General features: G+C 72.4%; 22 protein-coding genes. 11 read left to right on the top strand and 11 right to left on the bottom strand.

Annotated elements, in window-relative coordinates; translation table 11 throughout:
• Positions 1 to 83 precede the first annotated feature (83 nt).
• The 6 genes from ACFV3E_RS37745 (at position 84) to ACFV3E_RS37720 (ending at position 4,222) form a co-directional block, all read left to right on the top strand.
• The gene (locus ACFV3E_RS37745) at positions 84 to 1,082 is read left to right on the top strand and encodes an RNA polymerase subunit sigma-70 (protein WP_500539670.1); all 999 of its coding nucleotides are present in this window, start codon (positions 84 to 86) and stop codon (positions 1,080 to 1,082) included.
• Between the two features lie 5 nt (positions 1,083 to 1,087).
• Entirely contained in the window at positions 1,088 to 1,393 is a 306-nt protein-coding gene (locus ACFV3E_RS37740) for a hypothetical protein (RefSeq protein WP_500539668.1), read from the top strand.
• Complete coding sequence (locus ACFV3E_RS37735; protein ID WP_500539666.1) at positions 1,381 to 1,836, top strand: DUF6069 family protein; 456 nt, start codon at positions 1,381 to 1,383, stop codon at positions 1,834 to 1,836. The genes ACFV3E_RS37740 and ACFV3E_RS37735 overlap by 13 nt, the downstream gene beginning before the upstream one ends.
• A 126-nt stretch (positions 1,837 to 1,962) precedes the next feature.
• Entirely contained in the window at positions 1,963 to 2,499 is a 537-nt protein-coding gene (locus ACFV3E_RS37730; protein ID WP_499509019.1) for an NUDIX hydrolase family protein, read from the top strand.
• A 189-nt stretch (positions 2,500 to 2,688) separates the two neighbouring features.
• On the top strand, positions 2,689 to 3,714 hold the full coding sequence (locus tag ACFV3E_RS37725; protein WP_500539664.1) for a baeRF2 domain-containing protein: 1,026 nt from the start codon (positions 2,689 to 2,691) through the stop codon (positions 3,712 to 3,714).
• Between the two features lie 67 nt (positions 3,715 to 3,781).
• Positions 3,782 to 4,222, top strand: coding sequence for an ATP-binding protein (locus ACFV3E_RS37720; RefSeq protein WP_500539662.1), 441 nt, complete (start codon positions 3,782 to 3,784; stop codon positions 4,220 to 4,222).
• A gap of 85 nt (positions 4,223 to 4,307) precedes the next feature.
• Here the strand turns inward: ACFV3E_RS37720 and ACFV3E_RS37715 are convergent, their stop codons facing one another.
• The gene (locus ACFV3E_RS37715) at positions 4,308 to 5,039 is read right to left on the bottom strand and encodes an SDR family oxidoreductase (protein WP_500539660.1); all 732 of its coding nucleotides are present in this window, start codon (positions 5,037 to 5,039) and stop codon (positions 4,308 to 4,310) included.
• 180 nt (positions 5,040 to 5,219) lie between these two features.
• Between ACFV3E_RS37715 and ACFV3E_RS37710 the strand changes: the two genes are divergently transcribed.
• On the top strand, positions 5,220 to 6,053 hold the full coding sequence (locus tag ACFV3E_RS37710) for a helix-turn-helix transcriptional regulator (RefSeq protein ID WP_500539658.1): 834 nt from the start codon (positions 5,220 to 5,222) through the stop codon (positions 6,051 to 6,053).
• Between the two features lie 95 nt (positions 6,054 to 6,148).
• On the opposite strand, the gene ACFV3E_RS37705 is transcribed toward ACFV3E_RS37710, so the two are convergent.
• Positions 6,149 to 8,629 (bottom strand): tetratricopeptide repeat protein, encoded by a 2,481-nt coding sequence (locus ACFV3E_RS37705; RefSeq protein WP_500539657.1) that lies wholly within the window; start codon positions 8,627 to 8,629, stop codon positions 6,149 to 6,151.
• A 178-nt stretch (positions 8,630 to 8,807) separates the two neighbouring features.
• Here ACFV3E_RS37705 and ACFV3E_RS37700 point away from each other — a divergent pair, with 178 nt between their 5' ends.
• Together ACFV3E_RS37700 and ACFV3E_RS37695 are read left to right on the top strand one after the other, a co-directional pair.
• Entirely contained in the window at positions 8,808 to 9,263 is a 456-nt protein-coding gene (locus ACFV3E_RS37700; protein WP_500327697.1) for a carboxymuconolactone decarboxylase family protein, read from the top strand.
• Positions 9,264 to 9,482: 219 nt separating this feature from the next.
• Positions 9,483 to 9,830: a hypothetical protein gene (locus ACFV3E_RS37695; protein ID WP_500539655.1), complete on the top strand. Its 348-nt coding sequence runs from the start codon at positions 9,483 to 9,485 to the stop codon at positions 9,828 to 9,830.
• A 112-nt stretch (positions 9,831 to 9,942) separates the two neighbouring features.
• Here the strand turns inward: ACFV3E_RS37695 and ACFV3E_RS37690 are convergent, their stop codons facing one another.
• The 3 genes from ACFV3E_RS37690 to mmsA form a co-directional block, all read right to left on the bottom strand.
• Entirely contained in the window at positions 9,943 to 11,055 is a 1,113-nt protein-coding gene (locus ACFV3E_RS37690; RefSeq protein ID WP_500539654.1) for a substrate-binding domain-containing protein, read from the bottom strand.
• Positions 11,056 to 11,134: 79 nt separating this feature from the next.
• A complete protein-coding gene (gene mmsB / locus ACFV3E_RS37685; RefSeq protein ID WP_500539652.1) occupies positions 11,135 to 12,433 on the bottom strand; it encodes a multiple monosaccharide ABC transporter permease in 1,299 nt (432 codons plus the stop codon).
• Positions 12,430 to 13,977 carry a multiple monosaccharide ABC transporter ATP-binding protein gene (mmsA, locus tag ACFV3E_RS37680; RefSeq protein ID WP_500539651.1) on the bottom strand — a complete coding sequence of 516 codons (1,548 nt, stop codon included), beginning with the start codon at positions 13,975 to 13,977 and terminating at the stop codon, positions 12,430 to 12,432. The genes mmsB and mmsA overlap by 4 nt, the downstream gene beginning before the upstream one ends.
• A gap of 265 nt (positions 13,978 to 14,242) precedes the next feature.
• Between mmsA and ACFV3E_RS37675 the strand changes: the two genes are divergently transcribed.
• Positions 14,243 to 15,433 carry an ROK family transcriptional regulator gene (locus ACFV3E_RS37675; protein ID WP_500539649.1) on the top strand — a complete coding sequence of 397 codons (1,191 nt, stop codon included), beginning with the start codon at positions 14,243 to 14,245 and terminating at the stop codon, positions 15,431 to 15,433.
• A 12-nt stretch (positions 15,434 to 15,445) separates the two neighbouring features.
• Here the strand turns inward: ACFV3E_RS37675 and ACFV3E_RS37670 are convergent, their stop codons facing one another.
• The 6 genes from ACFV3E_RS37670 to ACFV3E_RS37645 all read right to left on the bottom strand — a co-directional run bounded on the left by ACFV3E_RS37670 (position 15,446) and on the right by ACFV3E_RS37645 (position 20,215).
• Positions 15,446 to 16,075 carry a TetR/AcrR family transcriptional regulator gene (locus ACFV3E_RS37670; protein ID WP_500539647.1) on the bottom strand — a complete coding sequence of 210 codons (630 nt, stop codon included), beginning with the start codon at positions 16,073 to 16,075 and terminating at the stop codon, positions 15,446 to 15,448.
• Entirely contained in the window at positions 16,075 to 16,959 is an 885-nt protein-coding gene (locus tag ACFV3E_RS37665) for a class I SAM-dependent methyltransferase (protein ID WP_500539645.1), read from the bottom strand. The genes ACFV3E_RS37670 and ACFV3E_RS37665 overlap by 1 nt, the downstream gene beginning before the upstream one ends.
• Before the next feature lie 87 nt (positions 16,960 to 17,046).
• Positions 17,047 to 17,670, bottom strand: coding sequence for a histidine phosphatase family protein (locus ACFV3E_RS37660; RefSeq protein ID WP_500539643.1), 624 nt, complete (start codon positions 17,668 to 17,670; stop codon positions 17,047 to 17,049).
• A gap of 99 nt (positions 17,671 to 17,769) precedes the next feature.
• Positions 17,770 to 18,609 carry an MBL fold metallo-hydrolase gene (locus tag ACFV3E_RS37655; protein ID WP_500539641.1) on the bottom strand — a complete coding sequence of 280 codons (840 nt, stop codon included), beginning with the start codon at positions 18,607 to 18,609 and terminating at the stop codon, positions 17,770 to 17,772.
• A gap of 7 nt (positions 18,610 to 18,616) precedes the next feature.
• Positions 18,617 to 19,132, bottom strand: a complete 516-nt coding sequence (locus tag ACFV3E_RS37650) for a DUF302 domain-containing protein (RefSeq protein ID WP_500539639.1) — start codon at positions 19,130 to 19,132, stop codon at positions 18,617 to 18,619.
• 81 nt (positions 19,133 to 19,213) lie between these two features.
• The gene (locus tag ACFV3E_RS37645) at positions 19,214 to 20,215 is read right to left on the bottom strand and encodes a LuxR family transcriptional regulator (protein ID WP_500372276.1); all 1,002 of its coding nucleotides are present in this window, start codon (positions 20,213 to 20,215) and stop codon (positions 19,214 to 19,216) included.
• Between the two features lie 252 nt (positions 20,216 to 20,467).
• On the opposite strand from ACFV3E_RS37645, the gene ACFV3E_RS37640 reads away from it, so the two are divergent.
• Positions 20,468 to 24,220, top strand: coding sequence for a S8 family serine peptidase (locus ACFV3E_RS37640; protein WP_500539637.1), 3,753 nt, complete (start codon positions 20,468 to 20,470; stop codon positions 24,218 to 24,220).
• The last annotated feature ends 48 nt before the right edge of the window (positions 24,221 to 24,268 follow it).

Raw genomic sequence — 24,268 nt, 5'->3', positions numbered from 1 at the left:
CCTCGGAGGAACCTGGTGATGAGTTGTCGCGCCCGCACCCGTCACACCTACGACGGGACACGACGAGACGGAAGGACGACGTGATGAGTTCGGACACGCGGCTGGAGGAGCTGGGCGGGAGCGGTCTTGGCGAGGTCGACGAGCCCGCGTTCTCGGGACTGGCGGAGCGGCACCGGCGGGAGCTGCACGTGCACTGCTACCGGATGCTCGGGTCGTTCGAGGACGCCGAGGACACCGTGCAGGAGACCTTCCTCCGTGCCTGGCGGCGGCGGGAGACCTTCGAGGGGCGGTCGACGTTCCGCGCCTGGCTGTACCGGATCGCCACCAACGCCTGCCTGGACCTGCTCGCCAAGCGCCGCCCGGAGCCCGCGGCCGGCGGCGAGGTGCTGTGGTTGCAGCCCTACCCGGACCGGCTGCTCGACGAGCTGCCCGCGGCCGACGCCGACGAGCCGGAGACCGTCGCCGTCGCGCGGGAGACGATCGAGCTGGCGTACCTCGTCGCCGTCCAGCACCTCGCGCCGCGCCCGCGCGCCGTACTCATCCTGCGCGACGTGCTCGGCTGGCCGGCGAAGGAGGTCGCGGAACTCCTCGGCGACTCCGTCCACTCCGTCAACAGCGCGCTGCAGCGGGCCCGCGCCGGCATGCGGGAGCACCTGCCCGCCGAGCGGCAGGACTGGAGCGGCGGCGCCGAGGACTCCGGGACGCGCGAGCTGGTACGCCGCTTCACCGACGCCAGCGTGGCCACGGACGTCGACCGGCTCGCCGACATGCTGCGTGACGACGTCCGCTGCTCGATGCCGCCGACGCCCGGCCTGTCCCTGGGCCGCGACGCGGTGGTGACCGGCTGGGTCGAGGACGGCTTCGAGGGCATGCGGGGACTGCGCGGCGTCCCCACGTCGGTGAACCGGCAGCCCGCCGTCGCCTTCTACCTCTGGAACGAGCGCGAGGGCGCCTGCCTGCCGCTGACGCTCGACGTCCTGCGCGTCACCGGCGGGGTGATCACCGAGATCGTCACCTTCCACGCCGACCGGTTCCCGCGGCTCGGGCTGCCGGAGCGCCTGCCGGCGGACGGCACGGAGTAGTCCCGGTGCGGACGCTCGCGCTGCGCGGTGGCGCCCGTGTCGCGGTGGTCGCGGCGCAATGGTGCGACGCGTTCGGTGTCGTCACCCGCGGGCGGGTGCAGCTGGAGCTGCGTGACGGCGAGCCCGGCCCCGTCCTCGGACGCGACGCCGGGTTCTGGCTTCGCGGCACCGGCGTCCGCGCCCTGCGCAACCCCGGCCGTCGCACGGCGAGGGTGCGCATCGTCACCCCCAGGGCCGGGACCGTCACCTGCCGGTCAACACACCCCGTACGCCAGTTGCCGAATGACGGAGGAACGACATGGACAACATGAAGGACACCGGGGTCGTCGAGGGCCCGGCATCGGGCCGGACCAGCCACACCCACGGACTCCGCAGGCTCGCCGGCACCGGCTTCATTGCGGCGCTCGCGGCGATGGTGGCCACCACCCTCGCCGCTGCGCTCGCCCAGGCCGTCGGCGTCGGCTTCGAGGTCCCCGACGGCGGCGAGACGATCCCGTTGTCCGGGTTCGCCGTGGTGACCGGCTTCTTCTCGGTCGTGGGCATCGTCATCGCCGTCGCTCTTCTTCGTTGGAGCGCTCGCCCCGCCGAGCGATTCGTGTGGACGGCAGTGTCGCTGACCGCGATCTCGCTGGTCCCGCCGCTCCTGTCCGGGGCTGACACCGCCTCGACCACCGCCCTCATCGGGCTGCACCTCGTCCCTGCGACGGTCATGATCCCCACCCTGGCGCGGAGCCTCCGCACCCGGACCGATTGACGATCCCGCAACGGGACGACGCGCGGCGCAAGGGCGTGCGCGAGCGCACCAACGTGGGTCGAACAGGTTCGCGGCGCACCCCGGCGATCACCCCCACGTGGCCTGCTCTCCGCGTACGATCACCCGATGGCCGACATGACCGAAACCACGCCCGGCTGGCTGTCTCCGGACGACCTGGAGCTGACCCGCGCACGCATGCCGATCCTGTACGTCGACGCCGTGCCCGTGCGGGTCGACGACAGCGGGGAGGTGACACACATCGGTCTCCTCCTGCGCATCGGACCGGACGGGAACGTCAGCCGCGCCCTCGTCTCGGGGCGGGTGCTCCACCACGAGCGTGTCCGCGAGGCGCTCATCCGCCACCTGGAGAAGGACCTCGGGCCCATGGCGCTGCCCCGCATCCCGGTCTCGCCGCAGCCCTTCACCATCGCCGAGTACTTCCCGACGCAGGGTGTGACGCCCTTCCACGACCCCCGGCAGCACGCGGTGTCCCTGGCCTACGTCGTCCCGGTGGCGGGCGACTGCCACCCCCGGCAGGACGCCCTCGACCTGGTGTGGTTCACCCCGCAGGAGGCGTCCTCGCCGCAGTTGCAGCAGGAGATGCAGGGCGGGCAGGGCGTTCTGCTCCGGCAGGCCCTCGCCCACGTCGGCTGCCTCACCTGAGTCCGTGGCGGCCCGGGCGGTCCACTGCCCGCGCCGCCACACGCACGAGGGACCACCGCGCGGGTACGGGCACGCTCCAGCGGGTACGGGCACGCTCAAGGGGGGCCGGCACCGGTTGCCGGCACACACCGATCCGCGCGGGCCCCGGCCGCCGCCCGGCCACAGGGGCCCCGTCCGGGAGGCACCCTGATGAAGCTGTCGTTCCTGCAACCGCTGTTCGACCGGCCGGGCCCGTGGGCGAGCGCCTACCTGGACACCTCCCGGGACGTCGCGGATCCCGACCGGGTCATCGCACGCCGCTGGCGGCACCTGCGTGACGACCTCACCGCCCACGGCGCCGACCCCGCCACCGTCCACGCCCTGCACGCCGCGGTGGGCATGGACGACGACCTGCCCGGACGGCACGGCCAGGCCCTGTTCGCCACCCGTGGGGAGCTCGTGCTCGCCGCGGAGCTGCCCGAACCGCCCGTGCACGACACCGCCGACCTCGACGACCTGCCCGACGCCCTGCCCCTGGTGGTGCAGCGCGCCCCGGACCTCCCCTACCTGGCGCTGTTCGTCGGCCGCACCGAGGACGGCGGCGGCATCCAGGTCGCCGCCCAGACCGAGCGCTGGCCGGCCGGACGCATCGACACGGATCCGGCCGTCCGGCAGACAGTCCCGGCCGAGGACTGGCAGCGGACCGCGCCCCGGCTCGCCGGGGACCTGACCGACCTCGCCGACCGCGGCGCCGCCGAGGTACTCGTGCTGGGGCGGGATCCCGGCGACCCCCGGACCGCCGGTGTCCTGGTCGACCACATGCCGGAACGCCTGGGGAACGCCCTCGTCACGGTCGGCACCGGCAACCCCGGCGGCACTCCCGACCGGGCCCTGCTGGAGGAGCACCTCGCCCGAGAGCTCGGCGGCCGCCTCAACGGCGCGGACCAGGCCCGCCTGGAGGCGTATCTGATGCAGCGGGCCCAGGACCGCGCCGCCTGCGAGGGCACCGGAGCCGTCGTCGCGGCGCTGGGGCGCGCGGACGCCGAGGCCGTCCTGGTCAACGATCCCCCGCCGCTCCCCGGGTACGTGCGGGCGGGGCCCGGTGAACCCGCCGGAGCCGCCCTGCTGCGTGCCGCGGCGTGTACAGGTGCCGAGCTGGTGGTCGTGCCCCGCGGCACCCTCGCCCTGGACGACGGGGTCGGTGTCCTGCTGCGCCGCCCCGACCCCGGCGCGTAGCCCCCGGCCTGTGGAATCGCCGGTGACCCGCCCGTGTTGTACCTGTAGGTACAACGAGAGGGATGGGATGGATACCGTCGACGCAGGGCAGCGGCCGGGCCGGCAGTCCCTGCCGGCCCAAACAGAAAGCTGGGCGCTCTCCTACCGGCCAGAAGCCCCCGCAGAAGCCCGCAAACTCACCAAGGAAGCCCTGCACCGCTGGAAGGTGCCGGCAGCCGCTGCCGACGAGATCCTGCTGGTCGTCTCGGAGCTCGTCACCAACGCCTTCGAATACGCCCGGCCGCCCATCGTGCTCCACCTGGGCCGCGACCGGAGCACCGGGCAGGTCCGCGTGGAGGTCACCGACGGCGGACCGGCCGCCTCCGTCGGGGAATGGGCCGCCAGCTGCGGCGCCTGCGAACACGGCCGTGGCCTGACCATCGTGGACCAGGTGGCCTCGGCGCACGGCGACCGCTGGGAGACCGGCCGCGCCACCCACTGGGCCGAACTCGCTCCCGCCGCCGCCTGACCCCCGGCGGCATCGTACGGCGCGGGGTCCGCACCGGATCCCGCGCCCGCGTACGCGGGCGGCGACCGCCACCGGAGGCGGGCGCTCAGCCCTGCGCGGTGGGGCGTACGACGAGTTCGTTCACGTCGACGTCCGCGGGCCGGTCGATGGCGAAGGCGATGGCGTCGGCGATGGCGGACGCCGGGATCGCCAACCGCTCGGCGGCCGCGTGGGCGGCGGCCCGGGCCTCCTCGGAGCCGCCGCGGTCGGTCAGCTCGCTCCGGGTGAAGCCGGGGCTGACGACCGTGACGCGGATGTCCCGGCTCTCCTGGCGCAGCCCCTCGGAGAGCGCGGCGACGGCGAACTTGGTGGCGCTGTAGACCGCCGCCGTCGGGTCGACCCGGTGGCCGGACACGGACGAGACGTTGACGATGTGCCCGCCGCCCTGCCTCCGCATGACGGGAAGTACCGCCGCGATGCCGTAGAGCACTCCCCGCAGGTTGACGTCGATCATCTGCTCCCATTCGTCGACACGCAGATCGGCGACCGGCGACAGCGGCATCACCCCGGCGTTGTTGACCAGCACGTCTATGCGGCCGTGTTCCTCCATCGCCGCGGCGGCGAAGTCGCGCACCGAGTCGCGGCTGGTGACGTCCAGCTCGCGGTACGCGACCGGTGCGCCTGCGGCACGCAGTTCCCCGGCGAGCGCGGCCAGGCGCCCGGTGCGCCGGGCTCCGAGGAGCACCGCGTGCCCCTGCGCCGCCAGACGGCGGGCGGTCGCCTCGCCGATACCGCTACTGGCTCCGGTGATCAGGACGGTCTTGGGGTTCGTGGACATGGTCGTTCTCACTTCGCAAAGGTGTCGGGGCGGCGCCTCGCCGCGTGCTCCATCCGACAGTCCGCGCGCCGGAGGAGGAAGGGTGCGTGTACCTGGGTGCCGCACACCCAGGTACACGCAGGTCGGCGGCCCGTGCGCCCGTACCGGTGGCCGCCCGCGGGCACCGTTAGCATCGGTGGCATGAAGCCCCCGCGCGAGAACGAGCTCGGCGCGTTCCTGCGCGCGAGCCGGGCGCGCGTGGAACCGGCCGACGCCGGGCTGGCCGCCGGGCCCTCCGGGCGGCGCGTGCGCGGGCTGCGGCGTGAAGAGGTCGCGGTGCTCTCGGGGGTGAGCGCGGACTACTACGCCCGCCTCGAGCAGGGCCGCGAACGCAATCCTTCCGCCCAGGTCGTCGATGCCCTCGGCACGGCGCTGCGGCTCACCCCGGATGCCCGCGGGCACCTCCACCAGCTGGCGGGACTGGCTCCCCGGCGCACGGCGGACCGCCCCCGCGAGCAGGTGCACCCCTCGCTCCTGCAACTGCTCGGGGCGGCGTTCCCGCGCGCCGCGGCCTACGTGCTCGGCCCGGCCTTCGACGTCCTCGCCGCGAACCCGGTCGCCGACGCGCTGCTCTCGCCGTTCGGGGACGAACGGAACATGCCCCGCATCCTGTTCACCCACCCCCGCGGCGGGGAGGTGTTCACGGACCGGGAGCTGCTGCGGCGCAGCACCGTGTACGCGCTGCGCCTCAACGCCGGGCGGTTCCCGGCAGACCCGGACATCGCCGGCCTGGTCGCGGAACTGACCGGGACCTCGCCGGAGTTCCGCGCGCTGTGGGAGGACCACACGGTGGGCAGCCTGCCCCGGGCCTTCAAGGTGTTCGTCCACCCGGTGCTGGGGCGTGTCGAGCTCACCTACCAGACCTTCGACGTCGTCGACGCCCCGGGACAGCTCCTGCACGTCGGGACCCCTGAGCCGGGGAGCCCGAGCGAGGCGGCGCTGGCCTCGCTCGGCCCGGCCGGCGAGCCCGGCTGACCAGCCGCGCGGCCGCGCCCCGCCCGGTTGCCGCGGCAGCACGCGGCTCACATGGTGCGAGACCGGCCGTCCCCGCCGCGACCTGAAGCCCCGCGTCAGGCGCCCGGTACGAGCTCGCGCAGGATCGCTTGTCCGGCCTCGCGGTGCTGGGCGGCGGCGGGCGGATCCGTGACGTCGAGCACCGCGGCGATCCCCTCGTGGGCCAGCGCCTCCTCGTACCGGTACCCCACCTGGGGGGCGAGGTCGAGCGCCTGCCGGTGCAGCCGCAGTGCCTCCTCGGGCAGACCGGCCAGCCGGCAGGTCTCGGCGTAGCCGTTGAGGAAGTGGATCTTCCACTGCTCCTCGAAGAGTTCGTCGAGCAGCGCGAAGGCCTCGCGATGGCTGGCCAGCGCCTCCTCGTAGCGGCCCATCCGTCGCAGGGCGACACCCAGGCAGTTCAGGCACCAGGCCTCGTTGTGCCGGTGCCCGTCCTCACGGGCCAGCGCGAGGGCGTGGTGCAGATGGTCGGAGGCGGGTCCGGGTTCCTCGCGCGCGATGGCCACCCCGAGGGTGATGAGCGCGGTGAGCGCCGGCGGCCAGGCGGGGTCGGCGTGCGGGATCTCCAGCGCCTCGCGGGCCAGGCGCGCCGCTTCCTCGCGGTGCCCCAGCTGCAGCATGGCCCAGGCCTCGTAGGCGGTGGCGTGGGCCGTGCCCATCGGGCAGTCGGCGTCCGCGTACAGCTTCCCCGCCAGGCGGAACAACTCCAGCGGCTCCTCGACGTACCCCTGGTCCCACCCCAGGTAGCCGCGCCGCATGGTCAGTTCGGCCTCGGCCCGGACGTCCCCCGCCTCCGCCACCAGGGCGGTGGCCGCCTCGTACGCGGCACCGGCCTCCGCCATCCGCCCCGCGTTGTAGCGCGCGAAGCCCAGATCGCTGTGCGCCTCCCCGAGTTGCCGCCGGTCGCCCAGGCGCCGGGCTGCGGCCAGCGAGCCCTCGAAGAGGGTGTTGAGCTGTGTGGTGCCGCAGCGCCGGGCGAAGTAGGACCTCATGAAGCGCGGCAGTTCGCACACATGGGCGTCGGCCCCGGCGGCGAGGGCCGCCTCGAAGGCGGCCAGCAGATTGGCGTACTCGGCGCCGAACCAGGCGAGGGCGGTGTACTTGTCGGTGAACCGCGGCAGCTCCGCGGGGGCCGGGCCCGCGCAGGCGTCCCGGCTGCGGGACGGGAAGGGCATGGTGGCGTCGGCGGCGGCCGCCGCGTGCACGTAGTAGTCGAGCACCCGGGCCCGTGCCCGCTCCCGCTCGGCCGCCGGGTCCTGCTCGGTGGTGGCCCGCAGTGCGTGCCGGTGCACCAGGTCGTGCAGCCGGTAGCGGCCGGGGGCGGGCTGCTGGACCAGGTGCGCGTCGAGCAGGTCCTCGAGCATCACCCGGGTGTCGCGCAGCGGCACGTCCGCGAGGGCGGCCGCGACGTACTCGTCGAAGGTCGACCCCGGCAGCAGGCTCAGCAGGCGGAACAGGCGGCGCTGGGCACGGTCCAGCTGGTTCACCGACATGGCGAACGCGGTGTCGAACTCGGTCGGGCCCTCCGCCATCCGCTCGACGAGGATGCCCACGGTCCAGCCCGGCCGGTGCCTCAGCCGCGCCGCGGCCAGCCGCAGGGCCAGCGGCAGGTTGCCGCACAGCCGCAGCACTTCTGCCGCCGCCTGCGGTTCGCGGGCCAGCCGCCCGCCGGATCCGTCGGGCTCGCCGCTGGCACGGGCGAGCAGTTCGGTGCTCTCCTGCGAGGTCAGCACGTCCAGCGAGACGGGTGGCACCTCCTCCAGGCCGAGCAGCCGGTTGCGGCTGGTGACCAGGGCGACGGACGGGCCCGCACCGGGCAGCAGCGGGCGGACCTGGGCGGCGTCCGCGGCGTTGTCCAGGACCACGACGGCCCGCCGGTGCGCCAGTTCCGAGCGCCAGCAGGCGGCCAGTTGCTCGACGCCCTCCTGCGGGATCCTCTCGGAGGGCACGTCGAGCGCCGCGAGCAGCGCCCGCAGCGCGGGGTCCGGGTCGAGCGGCCGCCGGCCCTCGGTGAACCCGTGCAGGTCCAGGTAGAGCTGGGCGTCGGGATAGTCGGCGGCCAGGCGGTGCGCGGCGTGCACCGCCAGGCAGGTCTTGCCGACGCCCGCCATGCCGTCGACGGCGACCACCCTGCTCCTGCCGACCGCGGCGAGCACGGCGGCGAGTTCGTCCCTGCGTCCGGTGAAGTCGGGCGCGTCACGCGGCAGATCGTTGCGGGGCGGCCGCGGGGCCGACGCGAGCGGCGTCGGAGGGTGGGCCTGGCGGCTGGTCCTCGGGGGCGCGGGCAGCGGGTTGGAGGCCCGTTCCCACAGCGGGCGCAGCGGGCGCGGGTCCCGTGCGACGAGGCGGCAGAGCGCGACGACCGCGGGCCAGGGCGGCACGGTCCGGCCGGTGAGGTAGCGCGACAGTGACGACGAGCTCAGGCCCGTGTCCCGCGCCAGGGCCCGTACACCGCGTCCGGACAGCTCCTGGAGCATGCGGAGCCGGGCGGCCAGCTCCTCCGGTGGGTCGGCCTCCGCCGTCCGTTGCTGCGCAACCACCCGTCCCCCGCCTTCCTGTCCCGCCCCGGAAGAACGCCTCGGGGCCGCATCGCCGCTGTACAAGGCCGTTCCGGCTGTCCCACGGTGTCCCACCGCCGTCGTCATGGCAAGTCCCAAGCGCTGTCATGGAGTCACGCCCCGGGGAGCGGGGCACCGCAGAGGAAGAGGGAGAACCATGATGCAGTCCCGTATGCAGAACCCGGCCGCCGTCCTGCCCGGCGCGATGCAGCCCATCCAGGAGCTGATCAAGGCCGTGCACTCCGGTGGGGTGGACGGGCAGACGCTGGAGCTGGTGCATCTGCGGGTCAGTCAGATCAACGGCTGCAGCGCCTGCGTCGACGGCGGCGCGAAGACGGCGCGCAAGGCCGGGGTGAGCGACGAGCGTCTGGCGACGGTCGCCGCGTGGCGGGAGGCCCCGTACTTCAGCGAGGAGGAGCGGGCGGCGCTGGCACTGGCCGAGGCCGCCACGCGGCTGGCCGACCGGCCCGAGGCGGTCGGTGACGAGGTGTGGGACGCGGCCGCCACCTACTTCGACGAGAAGCAGCTCGCCGCGATCGTCCTGATGATCGGCGTGACCAACCTGTTCAACCGACTCAACGCCACGACGCGGCAGATCGCCGGCGCCTGGGGATGAGGGGCGCGCCGTCCGGGCCCGGGCCGCGTCCACGACGCGCCGCCCGGGACCGGCGTGCCCGGCCGCCTGGGCCTTGGTGTCCCGGGCCGAGGCCTGAGCCGGGTCCCGCGGGGCGGCCGGCCGCTGTCACAGCGGCGGGGGCTGTCCGGTCGGGAGGGAGATGGCTCAACTTCTTCTCGCGTCCCACCCGGGCACGACCGAAGAGTGAGGAGGCGCGCCATGCTGCAGATCACCAGGGCCGTTTCGGCGATCGGGGGAACGCGTGGGCACGACCAGGGGTACGCCCTCACGCCACGGTGCCCGCACGCGACCGCGTGTCGCGCCACCTCGGCGGACAAATGGCTGGTGGGGTTCAGGGTCCGGGCCCGCGGCCCCGCGGCCACCTGGTTCTACTACGTGGTGGACCATGCGGACGACGCGATCTCCGCGAAGGAGGCGGCCATCACCATGGCCGGTGACGAGATCGACGTCCCGCGCCCGCACGGGCTTGGCGGCCTCGGGAGGACGGAGATCCGGCTCATCCACGACGACGGGCTCGGACCACGGCGGCTGCTGCGCTGCCCTTGACCTGGCTCCCGTGGCGGCGGCGTCCTCCGGTGCCGGGAACGCGGCTGCCGCCGGTGTCCCGGACGTGGTCCGGGGCACCGGCGGCAGTGGTGGTGCGCGACTGCTTCGTGAGCTACTTCGTGAGCGCGGAGAGCTTCGGGTCGTTGGCGTAGGCCTCGGCCGCGTTCTCCTTGGTCACGATGACCGGCGGGAGCAGGTACGACGGGACGACCTTGCTGCCGTTGTTGTACGACTTGGTGTCGTTGATCGTCGGCTTGCCGCCCGTCTGCAGGGCCTGGACCATCTTGATGGTCTCGGCGACGAGCTTGCGGGTGTCCTTGTTGATGGTGGAGTACTGCTCACCCGCCATGATCGACTTCACCGACTCGACCTCGGAGTCCTGGCCGGTGACGACCGGGACCGGCTTGCCGGCGCCCTTCACCGAGGTGATGATGGCCCGGGCGAGGGTGTCGTTCGGCGAGAGCACGCCGTCGAGCGTCTTCTTGCCGTTGTAGGTGGAGTTCAGCAGCGAGTCCATGCGGCTCTGGGCGTTCTCCGCCTTCCAGCCCTGGGTCGCGGTCTGCTTGATGTCGGTCTGACCGGAACCGACAACGATGTCGCCCTTGTCGATGGCGGGCTTCAGCACCTCCATCGCGCCGTCGAAGAACACCTTCGAGTTGTTGTCGTCCGGCGAACCGGAGAACAGCTCGATCGTGTAGGGGCCCTTCGCCTTCTTCGCCTTCATGCCGTCCAGCAGCGCCTGGCCCTGCAGCTGGCCGACCTTGAAGTTGTCGAACGCGATGTAGTAGTCGACGTCCGGGGTGTTGGTGATGAGGCGGTCGTAGGCGATGATCGTCGCACCGGCCTGCTTGGCCTGCGCCACCTGGGTGGACAGCTGCGAGGCGTCGGTCGCACCGATGACGATGACCTTCGCGCCCTTGGTCACCATGGAGGAGATCTGCGCCTGCTGGTCCGCGACGGTGGTCGAGGCGCCCGCGTACTGCACGTCGGCCTTGAAGCCGGCGTCCTTCAGCCCGTTGGTGAACAGGTCGCCGGCGAGCACCCAGTTCTCCGAGGTCTTCGCGGGCAGCGCGACACCGACCAGGGCGTCCTTAGCGAAGCCGCCCTTGGCGTCGCTGGTGTCCTTACCGGTGGAGCCCTCGCGTTCGTTGGAGCACGCCGTGCCCAGGGCGAGCAGCGCGGCGGCGCCGATCACGGCGACGGCTCTGGTGATGGTTCTGCGCATGTGGGTTGTGCCCTTTCCTGGTGATGCGGGGAGAATCGAGCGCCGCCCTGATGCGGCACCCTGGGTTACTGCCGGTCGGTCAGCCTGCGACCGGAGCCTTGTCGGGGTCGGATGCCGGGTTCGCCGGGTCGACCGGTGTGGACGTCTCGTTCTGGCGGAACGGACGCATCAGGGTGCCGATGATCGAGAAGCGACCCTGGCTCTTGCTGTAGACGTCGAAGGCGACGGCGAGGAGGAGGACCAGGCCCTTGATGATCTGGACCATGTCCGAGCCGACGCCCTCCAGTTGGAGACCGTTGTTGAGCAGCGCCATGACGAGACCGCCGACGATGGAGCCGCTGATGGTGCCGAGGCCGCCGGAGACGGCGGCGCCGCCGATGAACACGGCCGCGATGGCGTCGAGTTCCCAGCTCAGACCGTCCTGCGGGCCGGACGCCGCGGACCGTGCCACGAAGATCATGCCGGCGAGCGCGGCCAGCACGGACATGTTCATCATGACGAGGAAGTTGACGCGCCGGAGCTTCACGCCGGACAGTTCGGCCGCGCGGGAGTTGCCTCCGACGGCGTAGATGTGCCGGCCTCCGACGGTGTTGCGGGTGTAGTACGAGTAGGCGAGCACCAGGGCGATCAGGATGATGCCGGAGATCGGGAAGCTGGTGCCGACGCGGCCGCCGGCGAAGCGCAGCGTCGCGAAGATGATGACGCCCACCATCACGGCCAGGCGGATCCCCGTGACCCACAGCGGCGCGGAGTCGGCGTGCATGGCGCGCCGGGTCTGCCGGGCCTGCCACTCGCGCCAGGCCACGCCCGCGCAGGCGACCAGACCGAGCAGGAGGGTCAGGTTGTTGTAGCCGGTGTCCGGGCCCACTTCGGGCAGGAAGCCGGCGCCGATGTCGCGGAATCCGGTGGGGACCGGCACGGTGTCGGCGTTGCCGATGTACTGGTTGCCGCCGCGGAACAGGAGCATGCCCGCCAGGGTGACGATGAACGCCGGCACCCCCACGTAGGCGACCCAGAAGCCCTGCCAGGCACCGATCGCCGCGCCGACGAGCAGGCCGAGCAGGATGCCCAGGGGCCAGGGGAGCGAGTGCTCCTGCATCGTCTTGGCGACCACGATCCCGGTGAACGCCGCCACCGAGCCGACCGAGAGGTCGATGTGCCCGGCGACGATCACCATCAGCATGCCGATGGCCAGGATCAGGATGTAGGAGTACTGGCTGACCACGGCGATGAGGTTGCCGGAGGTCAGGGTCAGGCCCCCCGTCCAGATCTGGAACAGGAGCACGATCGCGACGAGCGTGGCGATCATGCCGAACTGGCGGGCGTTGGAGGTCGAGCCTCCGAAGAGGTTCTTCTGCAGGTCTGTGATGCGGCTCATGGGCTCGGTGTCTTCTTCATAGAGGTCATCTGTTTCATGAGGAGTTCCGGGTTCGCGTCGCGGCGTGTCACCTCGCCGGTGATGGCGCCTTCGAACACGGTGTAGATGCGGTCGCAGAGTCCGATGAGCTCGGGCAGCTCCGAGGAGATGACGACGACGCCCTTGCCCTGGTCGACCAGCCGCTGGATGATCCCGTAGATCTCGTACTTGGCGCCCACGTCGATCCCGCGGGTGGGCTCGTCGAGGATGAGCAGGTCGGGGTCGGTGAACATCCACTTGGCGAGGACGACCTTCTGCTGGTTGCCGCCGGAGAGCTTCACGACCTCCTCGTCCACGCTGGGGGTCTTGATCCTCAGGTTCTGCCGGTACTCCTCGGCGATCCGGTGCTCGCTCACCGGGTCGATGACCTGGTGGCGGGAGATCTTCGACAGCTTGGCGGCGACCATCGAGGTCTTGATGTCGTCCAGCAGGTTGAGGCCGACCGACTTGCGGTCCTCGCTGACGTAGGCGAGGCCGTGCCGGATGGCCTCCGACACCGTCTTGAGGTGGATCTCCTCGCCGTCCTTGAAGACCCGTCCCGACAGGAACGTGCCGTAGGAGCGGCCGAACAGGCTCATCGCCAGTTCGGTGCGCCCGGCGCCCATGAGGCCGGCGAAGCCGACGATCTCACCGCGCCGCACCGTGAAGCTGGACCCCTTGCACACGAGCCGTTCCTCGGATGCGGGGTGCCGCACGGTCCAGTCGCGGACCTCGAAGAACACCTCGCCGATGTCGGGCGTGTGGTCGGGGAACCGGCTGTCGAGTTCGCGGCCGACCATGCCGCGCACGATGCGGTCCTCGTTCACGCCGTCGGCCTCGACGTCCAGGCTCTCGATCGTCCGGCCGTCGCGCAGGATGGTGATGGTGTCGGCGACCGCCTCGATCTCGTTCAGCTTGTGGGAGATCATGATCGAGGTGATGCCACGGTCCCGGAAGCCGCGCAGCAGGTCGAGCAGGTGCTGCGAGTCGGTCTCGTTCAGGGCCGCGGTCGGCTCGTCGAGGATGAGCAGCTTCACGTCCTTGGCGAACGCCTTGGCGATCTCGACGAGTTGCTGCTTGCCGACGCCGATGTCCTTGACGAGCGTGTCCGGGTCCTCCTTGAGGCCGACGCGCTCCATCAGCTCCACCGCCCGGTGCTGCGCGGCCCTCCAGTCGATCGAGCCGCGTTTGCGCGGCTCGTTGCCGAGGAAGATGTTCTCCGTGATCGACATGCCGGGGACCAGCGCCAGTTCCTGGTGGATGATGACGATGCCGGCCTGCTCGCTGGCCCGGATGTCGTGGAACCGCACGGTGTCGCCGCGGTAGACGATCTCGCCGGTGTAACTGCCGTGCGGGTGGACCCCGCTCAGCACCTTCATGAGGGTGGACTTGCCTGCGCCGTTCTCGCCGCAGATCGCGTGGATCTCCCCCTCCTTCACCACCAGGTTGACGTCCGCGAGCGCCGTCACGCCGGGGAACGTCTTGGTGATGGACCGCATCTCCAGCAGCATCGGGGCGCGGCTCATGCGCGGAGCTCCACGCTGCGGACGCCGCGACGATCACGCGGGCCCGCCTCCCCTGGGATGCGACATTTCGTGGACATCAACTTGCCTCCGATGACACTGCGCCGTGCCTCCATGCCGGACCTGTTACGGCTTGGGCACCGGACTTTAAATCCATTTGTTTTACTAAGTCAACGCCCTTGAGCGGTATCGTCATTGCGGTAAGAGAGGAACGCGTGTGCGGCAAGCAGGAACAAACCTCCCCAAAGTCGGGCGGTACAACCGGGCGGTGGTCCTGGACCAGATCCAACTCGCCGACGGCATCAGCCGGGTCGAGATCGCCCAGAAGACGGGGCTGACCCCGCAGACCGTCTCGGGGATCGTGCGCCGTCTGCTGGACGAGGGGATCGTCCGGGAGGACGGGGCCAGTCGTGGCGCGGGCGGCGGCAAGCCCCGCACCACCCTGCGGGTCAACGCGGACGCGGGCAATGCGGTCGGTCTCGTCTTCGACCCGGTCGAACTCACCTGCTCCGTGGTCGACCTGCTCGGCCGGCCGCTGGTCGTCAGACGGCACCCCACTCCCCCCGGCACCGATCCGACGCACGTGGTGGCCGCCATGGCAGACCTGGTCGCCGAGGTGCTCGCCGAGGCGGACGTGCCGCGCGCCAGCGTCCTGGGGCTGGGTCTCGCCACCCCCGGGCCGATCGACCAGCGCAGCGGCATGATCGTCGCCCCGCCCCAGCTCGCGCACTGGACGCGCGTCCCGCTGCAGCAGATGCTCAGTGACGCCACCGGTCTTCCGGTGACGCTCGACAACGACGCCACGGCCGCCGCGGTCGGGGAGCGCTGGTCCGGCGCGGGCCGGGGTGTGGCGAACTTCGCCTACCTGTTCTTCGGCACCGGCATCGGCGGTGGTCTGGTCCTCAACCACCAGGTCTACCGGGGCGGTTCGCTCAACGCCGGCGAGTTCGGACACTCGACGGTGCTGTCGGACGGGCCGGAGTGCTACTGCGGCAACCGGGGCTGCCTGGAAGGACTGGCCAACCCGTCCGCGATCGTGGCCGAGACGCACCGCCGCCTCACCGACAAGCCCGGCGGCAGCGTGCTGTCCCCGGCGTACGACCGGGACCCGGCCTCCGTCGACCACGCCGCGGTCCAGCGGGCGGCCGGAGCCAGCGACCCGATCGCGGCCGCGGTCGTCGACGAGGCCGCGCGTCACGTGGCCACGGTCGCCGTGACCATCGCCAACTTCATCGACGTGGACCTCATCATCCTCGGCGGCCACGGCATCCAGCACGTAGAGTCCCGCTACGTCGACGCCGTCGCCTCCGCGCTGGCCTCACGACCCCTGGCCCGGCACATCCGCGTCGTCCAGGTCGCGGCCTCCCCCCTCGGCGCGGACGCGGCCGTCGTGGGCAGCGCCGCACTCGTGCTGCACGCCACGTACTCACCGCAGTTGTCGTCGCTCGTCCTGGACTGAGGTGGGCGCGCTTCAGGGCGACGAAGGATCAGGTCGGCGCGCCGGCGCGCCGATGAGGCGCTCGACCGCCGCGACGTAGGCGGCGTGGTCCAGTTCGGGATCCCAGGCGGTCTGCAGCGCCAGCCCCTGGTAGATCGCGACGAACACCCGGGCCAGGCCGTCGGCGGGCCACGCGGCGTCCAGCTCGCCGCGCTCCTGGGCCGCCCGGACGAGGTCGGTGACGACGGCGCGGGGACGGTCCACACCCTCGCGCGCCACCGCGTGCACCCGGGGTGCCCGCAGGGCCTCGGCCCAGATCTGGACACCGAGTTGCACGCGCTGCCGCTCGTCGGAGCCGGCGAGTGAGCGCAGCAGCTCCAGGTAGCCTCCGGCGACCTCGCCGAGGGCGTCGGCGGTGTGCCCGGCGGGGTCGTCCAGGTGCAGTCGGCGGGCCTGGTCGTCGTGCCACCGGTCCGCGATGGCCACGACCATGGCGTCCTTGTCGGCGAAGTAGCGGTAGACCAGGCCGGCGCTGAATCCGGACTCGGCCGCGATGTCCTGGATGGTGGTGCGGTGGAAGCCCGTACGGGCGAAGCAGCGGGCGGCGGCGTCGAGGATCTGCGCGCGCCGCGCCCGCAGGTGCTCCTCACTGACCTTGGGCATCACTTCACCTCGGCCTGGGCGATCCGGTAGAAGGGCGCGGCCGGCTCGTGCCGCCCCAGGGGCTCCAGGTACCGCCCGGCGGCCTCCCTCGCCGACCGGTCCAGGGTGAGCTCCAGCCCCCGCTCGGTCAGGTACTCCGGGAGCTCGTCCGGGAGGAAGCCGAAGGTGAAGGGTTCCCCGGCCGTACGCACCGTGTCCGCCCAGGCGGTGACGCCGTCGAAGTCACCGGTGCCGTCCAGGGCCCTTCGGTCCATGTAGGTGAGGACGATCCGGCTCCCAGGCGCCAGCGTCGTGGAGAGCGCCGTCAGCGCGGCGTGCACCGACGGCGCGTCCAGGTAGTTCGTCACACCCTCCCACACCACCACCGCCCGCTCGTCGCCCAGTCCCGCCTCGCGCAGGGCGTCGCCGAGGTCCTGGTCCATCAGGTCCACGGGAACGAAGCGGATGCCGTCTCCCGGCCGGCCCGCCCGGGCGGACCAGGTGGCGGCCAGCCCGCGCTTGACCGCCTGCGTCGCCGGGTGGTCGACCTCCAGGACGGTGACGCCGCGCGCCGCGTCGAGGCGGAAGGCCCGGCTGTCGTAGCCGGCGCCCAGCAGGACGAGTTGCCGGGCGCCGTGTTCCAGGGCGTCCACGACCAGGTCGTCGATCAGCCGGGTGCGGACCACGGCCGAGGCGCGCGGCCCGGCGGGCCAGCGCCGGTCGATCCACCGCTCGAGGAAGCCCGCCACGCCCGGACAGCGGGCGATCGTCACGGCCAGGCGGTAGCCGGGACCGAGGCACGAGGCGGCGTACGGGTCGGTGAACAGGCGCGGTCCCCTGCGCACCGACTCCAGGGCCCGGAAGAGCGCGACGTGCTGCGCGGTGCGGCTGGGTGTGCTCTGCATGGCTCCATCATAATGAATGCACATCCATTTTTTATCCAGGGGCAGCGGACGGCCTCCGGCGGCCCTGACGCCGGCCGGTCCGCGCCCTCACATCCGCAGCTCGGGCGGGAAGCCGGTCCAGCGCAGCTCCGCAGGGAGGTGACGGGTGTCGTTCTGGACCAGGACCGAGACGGGCCGCCCCGGCGCGTAGCGGATGACGGTCAGGGCCGCGTTGCCCTGGTTGACCCCGAGCCACCGCCACGGAGGGGCGTCCATGGCATGCCTCACCAGCCAGCCGACCAGGAAGTTGTGGGTGACGACCAGTTCGTGACGCTCCCGATCGCCCTCGACGGGACCGGTGAACTGCTCGAGCGCGCGCAGGGCCAGCGACGGACCGAGCGCGCGCTCCTGCGCCGTGGCGCCGTCGAGGAAGCGCAGGAGGTGGTCGGCGCTGTCCTGGGGCAGTTCGTCCCGCCGCGGGAAGTAGGGGACGTAGTCGCCGGCGGTCTCCGAGGCGCGCAGGACGGCACCGTCCAGGTGCTCCCCGATCAGGGCGGCGGTCTGCGCGGCCCTGGGCAGGGGGCCGTGATGGACCACGGAAATCGGGTGGTCGGCCAGGCGGCGGCCGAGCAGGGCGGCCTGGCGGCGCCCGTCGTCCGACAGACCGCTCTCGTCCGGCACGGCCTCCCCGTGCCGGACGAGGTACAGGTAACGCGTGGCCACAGCCGTCATGCCCGGGCTCCTTCGCGATGCTTCATGATCGAGTGGGTCGTCCCTGGGCACGACGCCCCCGCCGCCGTTCCGGTTCCGGTCCCGGTCCGGGCGGCGGGGTCAGGGCAGGAGGGCGAGGGCGCTGTACCAGACCGGGCCCGGGTTGAGGCGGTCCGGGTGGAGCTGCAGCATCCGGTCGTAGAACGTGCGGGGGCGGGGTTCCTCCGCCAGCAGGCGCTGGGCGTCGAGCAGGTAGTCGCGGGTCTGCCGCAGGATCACGGGGTCGTCGGGCAGGGCCTTGTCCTTGTGGCCGGCCACGACCGCGCGCGGGTGCAGCGCGAGGACGGTGCCGATCGCGGCGAGCCACTTGTTGATGCCGCCGCCGGCGCTTTCCCGGAGGTACTGGTGGACCCCGTTGTAGGCGACATCTCCGGCCACGACCAGGCCGATCGACGGGACGTGCAGGACGGTCGTGTCGTCGGTGTCGGTGTGGCCGGTCTCCACCACGCGCAGCGGGTGCCCCTCCAGCGTGAACCCGTCGTCCGGGACCACCCGGTAGACCACGGGGCTGTCCGGGATGAGCCCGGGGAAGTCCACGTCCCACCTGGTCCGGCGGCCCTCGGTGGCCTGCCTGTGCATCAGCTCGATGGTGCCCTCGGTGGCGTACGGGACCGCCCCGGGGAAGCGCCGCAGCAGCAGATCGGTGCCGAACCAGTGGTCACCGTGGCCGTGGGTGGCGTAGACGTACGTCAGCCGTCTGCCGGAGCGTTCGATCCAGTCCCCGACACCGCGCACCTGCTCACGGGTGAACGGCGGGTCGACGAGGACCGCTTCCGCGTCGCCGAGGACCAGCGTCGAGGTCAGCGGCGAGGAGAAGATCGGGCTCCCGTCGGGCAACCGGGGGCCTTGGGCGCGGCGCAACCCGTCGCACACGAAGGTGTCGTAGCGCAGATCCGCCATGGTCGGGTCAGCCGAGCCCGGCGGGCACCGGCGCCTCCATCAGTGTCAGCAGGTGGGCGACCTTGTGGTCCAGTTCCAGGCCCACTTGGGCGATCTCCTCGCTGCCGTAACTGCCGAAGTGGGAACTCGGCTTGTCGATCACGAATCGCGGTGCGTCGGCGCTCCGGTAGATCTCGGTGCGGAGCGGCGCGTGCATCATGGCGGAGGGATCGTGGCGGAACATCCGCTCGGCGATGGCGTAGTTGCCCATCAGGTACATCACGAACGGCGTCGTGTCCCCGGCGATGCCCATGAGCGCCGTTCCGTTGTCCCTCCAGAAGATCATGAATCCGTGGGGCGCGTTCCCCTCGGCCAGCGCGAGGGCGCTCTCCCAGGAGCCGCCGGACCGGACGAGGTCCCGGATCTCATCGGCCCGGTACTGCGGCACCAGCGACTCGTAGCGCCGCACGGCCTCCTCGAACGTCCCGGGCAGGGGGACGTCGAACCTGGTGACGCCGTAGTCGACCGTTCGCGCCTCGGACACCTGGACCACCTCGGACGGCACGGCACACCGCCGCGCCCTCCTCCCATCGTCCCTCCGCGGCGCGGCGGCGCAACTCCGCGCTCACACCCAGTTGCGCCGGGCCGCCGCGACGCCGGCGCCGAACCGGTTGGTGGTGCCCAGCTCCGTGTAGAGGTCCTGGATGCGCCGGCGCAGTGTCCGCGTCGAGATCCCGAACTGGCGGGCGATGGCGTCGTCCTTGACCCCGGCGGCGAAGAGGGCGAGGAGGTTCCGCTCCTCGTCGGTGGGATTGCGCACCTGCTCGCCGGGGGTGGAGGGCTGCGGCGCCGGCGGCGGCTGCGAGCTCGGCCCGCTCAGTGAGGCGGCACCGGCCCAGTAGTGCTCGAAGAGCTCGGTCAGGGCCTCGAGCAAGGGGGGCGCCTCGGTGTAGAGGGTGTCGGTGCTGTCGGGGCCCAGGCTCAACGACACCATGGCCGCCGAGCGGTCCGCCATGGTCAGCTTGACGGGCAGCGAGGACACGACCCTGGCCTCCTCGCCGCGTGAGACCAGGCTGCCCAGCTCCTGCCCCCCGCCGTCCTCGTCGAAGCTGGCTGCCGCGTAGACGACCCGCACCCGTACGCCGCGCCGTACGGCGGCCTCGTCGAGCGGACCGTTCGGAGCGAACAGGAAGGGGGGTCGGGCCAGGCCGCACATCTCGTACTTGGCGGCCTGGTGCAAACGGTAGTAGCAGTCCCCGACTTCCTCCGGGCCGCTGATCGTCCGCGTGGCGGGTTCGCCGGCGCTGGACCGCCTGGCCTCGTCGAACAGCGCGCCGAGCGGACCGGTGGCGTCGCGCACGGCGGCCAGTTGGCGTTCGCGGGACTCCACCAGTGTCCGCAGCGCGTGACGCGGATCCACGGTCAGGTACTCCCCCGAGGAGCGGCGGCTGAGCAGCCCGGAGTGGTGCAGGCGTTCCAGCAGGGCCACCGCCGCTCCGGTGCCCAGCCCGAACGCCGCGGTGACGTCGTCGGCCGTACCGCCACCGTGTGCGAGCAGTTCGCGGTAGACGGCCTCCGCCCCCGCGTCGAGTCCGACCAGCTCCAAGGGTGCGGCGCCTTCCGTCATCGTTCTCCACCTCTGACCTTCGTGCACGCGAGCGAACTGACGTCATGTCAGCAACGTGTGATGGATGTGCCGCGGTGCGGCGGCCGCTCACACCGTGCAGTGTGTCTCGCTTGCCGATCATTGCGCCGCTTTGCGCCGTGTCCACTTGGTGACATGGCACAGAAGTGCCAAAGGGCCGCCTTTACAGCGATGCGAACGGATGGCTGACTGCGTTCCACCCCACCCCATCGAGTCCATGAGGTTCCCTTGCGCATGCCTCCGTCCCGCAGACGCGGGCTGACAGCCGCCGTCGCAGCACTGGTGGTGCTGACGGCCACGGGTCCGGCCGCATCGGCCGACCCCTCGGCGACGTCCCCCTCCCCCGCCGCGACCGGTGCCGCTCCCGCTGCCGTGCGCACCGTCACGCTGATCACCGGCGACAAGGTCACCGTCACCGGGGACGGCCGGGCCCAGGCCGTCACCTCGGTCACCGACCCGCACGGCAGGACCGGCGGCGCCCACGTGATGTCGGTGGGCACCGACACCTACGTGTATCCCGACGCCGCGGTCCCCTACATCGCGTCAGGAGCCCTGGACGAGGGGCTCTTCAACGTCACCGCGCTGCTGAAGGACGGCTACGACGACGCGCGCAGCGACCGGCTGCCGCTCATCGTCACGTACACCGACGCCGCCGCCCGCTCCCGCAGCGCGAAGACCCCGGAGGGCGCGCGCAGGACCCTGGCCCTCAGCAGCATCCAGGGCGCGGCGATCTCCGCCGAGCACGAGCGGGCCGCGGACTTCTGGTCCTCCCTCACCGTTGCCGACGCGAAGGCCACCGCGGCCGCGAAGACGGCGGGCAGCGGACGGCTCGCCGGCGGCATCGCCAAGGTGTGGCTGGACGGCAAGGTCAAGGCCACGCTGTCGGACACCACGGCGCAGATCGGCGCCCCGGAGGTCTGGGCCGGCGGGGACACCGGGCAGGGCGTGGACGTCGCCGTCCTGGACACCGGCATCGACGCCGCGCACCCGGACTTCGCCGGCCGCATAGCCGCGACGGAGAGCTTCGTGCCCGGCGCGGACGTCACCGACCGGCACGGCCACGGCACCCACGTCGCCTCCACCGTCGCCGGGACCGGCGCCGCCTCCGGTGGTACCGAGAAGGGCGTCGCCCCGGGCGCGTCCCTGCACATCGGCAAGGTCCTGGACGACTTCGGCAGCGGCCAGGACTCCTGGATCCTGGCCGGCATGGAATGGGCCGCCCGCGACCAGCACGCCAAGGTCGTCAGCATGAGCCTGGGCGGCGACGCCACCGACGGCACCGACCCGCTGAGCGAGGCCGTGAACCGGCTCAGCGAGGAGACCGGGGCGCTGTTCGTCATCGCGGCGGGCAACTCCGGCCCTGCGCCCTACACCGTGAGCGCCCCCGGTGCCGCCGACGCCGCGCTGACGGTGGGCGCGGTCAACGGCCCCGGCAAGGGCGTGGACCAGCTGGCGGAGTTCTCCAGCCGCGGCCCCCGCGTGGGCGACAACGCCGTCAAGCCCGACCTGACCGGCCCGGGGGTGAACGTGCTGGCCGCGCGCTCGCAGTACGCCCCTGAGGGCGAGGGCGCGTACCAGACGATGAGCGGCACCTCCATGGCGACGCCCCACGTGGCGGGCGCCGCGGCCCTGCTGGCCGCCGAGCACCCGGACTGGACGGGGCAGCAGCTCAAGGCCGCCCTGATCAGCACCACCGCGAGCACCCAGCGGTTCAGCCCCTTCGAGGCGGGCAGCGGGCGCGTGGACGTCGCCGCCGCCGTGAAGGCGACGCTGGTCGCCTCCGGCGACGCGTACGCGCAGACGCACTACCCGTACACGCCGGGTCAGACGGTCCGCAAGGACGTCACCTACACCAACTCCGGCGCCGCACCGGTCACCGTGGACCTGTCCCTGAGCCCGGGCCAGCTGCCCGAGGGCCTGTTCACGCTGACCGAACCGCGGCTGACCGTGCCCGCCCACGGCACCGCCTCCGTCGGCGTGATCACCCACCTCGACGCGGCCGAGGACAACGGCGCCTACTCCACCCGCCTCGTCGCCACCGGCGCCGACGGCACGGCACTGGCCCGCACCACGGTCGGGGTGAACAAGGAGGGCCGCCGGGTCAACCTGACGGTCACCGCCAAGGACCGGCACGGCAAGGCCCTGCCCGGCACCCTCATCCTGAAGGACGTGGAGCGCAACACCGCCCCCAAGGCGTTCGCCGTCGACGCCTCGGGCCGCATCGACCTGCGCCTGTCCCCGAGCACCTACTCCGCGTGGCTGAACGCGGACGTGCCCGGCATCGACGGTACGCACACGCTGGGCTTCGCGATGTTCTCGGCGCCGCAGATCGACCTCGACGCCGACCGCACCGTGCGGTTCGACGCCGCGAGCCTGCGCAAGGCGGCCGCCGTCACGCCGCAGCCGACCGCCAACGAGTTCATGCGCGTGGACCAGTACCGCACCAACGGCGACCTGTTCCCGTTCCTGGACAGCTACATGCCCGAGTACTGGCGCTACGACAGCCTCTGGGTGACCCCGACGCCGAAGGTCACGAAGGGCTCGTACCACTTCGCGACCCGCTGGCGGCAGGTCCAGCCGCCGCTGACGTTCTCCTCCGGCTCGCAGACCTACGACGACGTCACCCTCCAGAGCATGTCCCCCAAGCTGCGGGAGGGCACGGGCACCTACCGCGCGGTCTGGGCCGGTGACGGCTCCGCCGCGGACTTCCGCAAGCTCAAGGTGCGCGGCCAGGTGGCGGTCGTCCGCCGCAGCGACACGGTGTCCGCCCCGGACCAGGCCGCCGCGGCGGCGAAGGCCGGCGCACGGCAGCTGCTGATCCTGAACGACGGCTACGGCAAGTTCGACCCCTGGGCCGACCTGCCCGACGCCGCCCCCCTGCCGGTGGCCTCGCTCGGCACCGACGACAGCGCACGGCTGCTCAGCCGGCTCCGCAAGCCCGGTACGGCGACGCTGAAGGTGGTCTCGCACCCGTACCCGCGCTACGCGTACGACCTGATCCGCCACCACGACGGAGCGGTCCCGAAGGACCCGTCCTACCGTCCCCGTCCCGGGGACCTGGCCCGCATCGACGAGTCCTTCCGCAACAGCACGCAGGCCGAGGCCGTGGCGTACCGCGAGGACGTGTCGCTCGTCTTCAACCGGCCCACGCTCATCCAGCCGACGCGGGTCGCGGCCCAAGGCACGCTCACCTCGTGGGTCTCGGCGGGCGACGACGCCCGCTGGATCTCCTCCGCCGCGATGCGCGACCTCGGCCAGCGGGGCGTGACGCGCACCTACAAGGCGCGCAGCACGAACACCGAGACCTGGTTCTCGGCGATCCAGCACCCGCGGGTGCTCAACGACGGCATCAGCTGGACGGCCCCCTACCGGGTGGGCGACATCATCAGCACGTCCGTCCTGCCGGCCTGGGGCGACTCGGGCGGTCACTCAGGCGTCGCCTGGGTGGACGGCAACACCTCGAAGGTCTCGCTGTACCAGGGCGACCAGCTGCTCGGTGAGGACTACAACGAGCGGATCGTCACCGCCGAGGGGCTCTCACCGGACCCGCAGCCCTACCGGATCGTGGTGGAGGGCGAGCGGAACACACCGGACCGCCCGTACTCGACCCGCACCCGCACCGAGTGGGGCTTCACCTCGAGCACCACGGACTACTCGGCCATCACGCCCTTGCCGCTGGTCCAGCTCGACTACGCGGTGGCCACCGACCTGTCCGGCAAGGCCCAGCGCCGGACCGGACTGACCGTCACCGCCTCGCACCTGAAGGGCGCGGCGGGCGCGGGGGCGATCCGCACCGTGACCCTCGAGGTGTCGTACGACGACGGCGCCACCTGGCGCAAGGCGACGCTGCGGCAGTCGGGCGGCGGCTGGAAGGCGCAGCTCGACGCGCCGTCCCGGGCCCGCTTCGCGAGCCTGCGGACGACGGCGCGGGACGCGAAGGGGAACAGCGTCAACCAGACCCTGATCCGCGCCTTCGGCGTCAAGTAGCCGACTGCGGTACGGACGAAGGGCCCTTGTCCCCGGTGCACCGGGGAC

It is taken from the genome of Streptomyces sp. NPDC059718 (assembly GCF_042733315.1).
GTDB lineage: Bacteria > Actinomycetota > Actinomycetes > Streptomycetales > Streptomycetaceae > Actinacidiphila.
The sequence above is the reverse complement of the archived record's forward strand: the minus strand, read 5'-3'. Positions and strand labels throughout refer to the sequence as shown.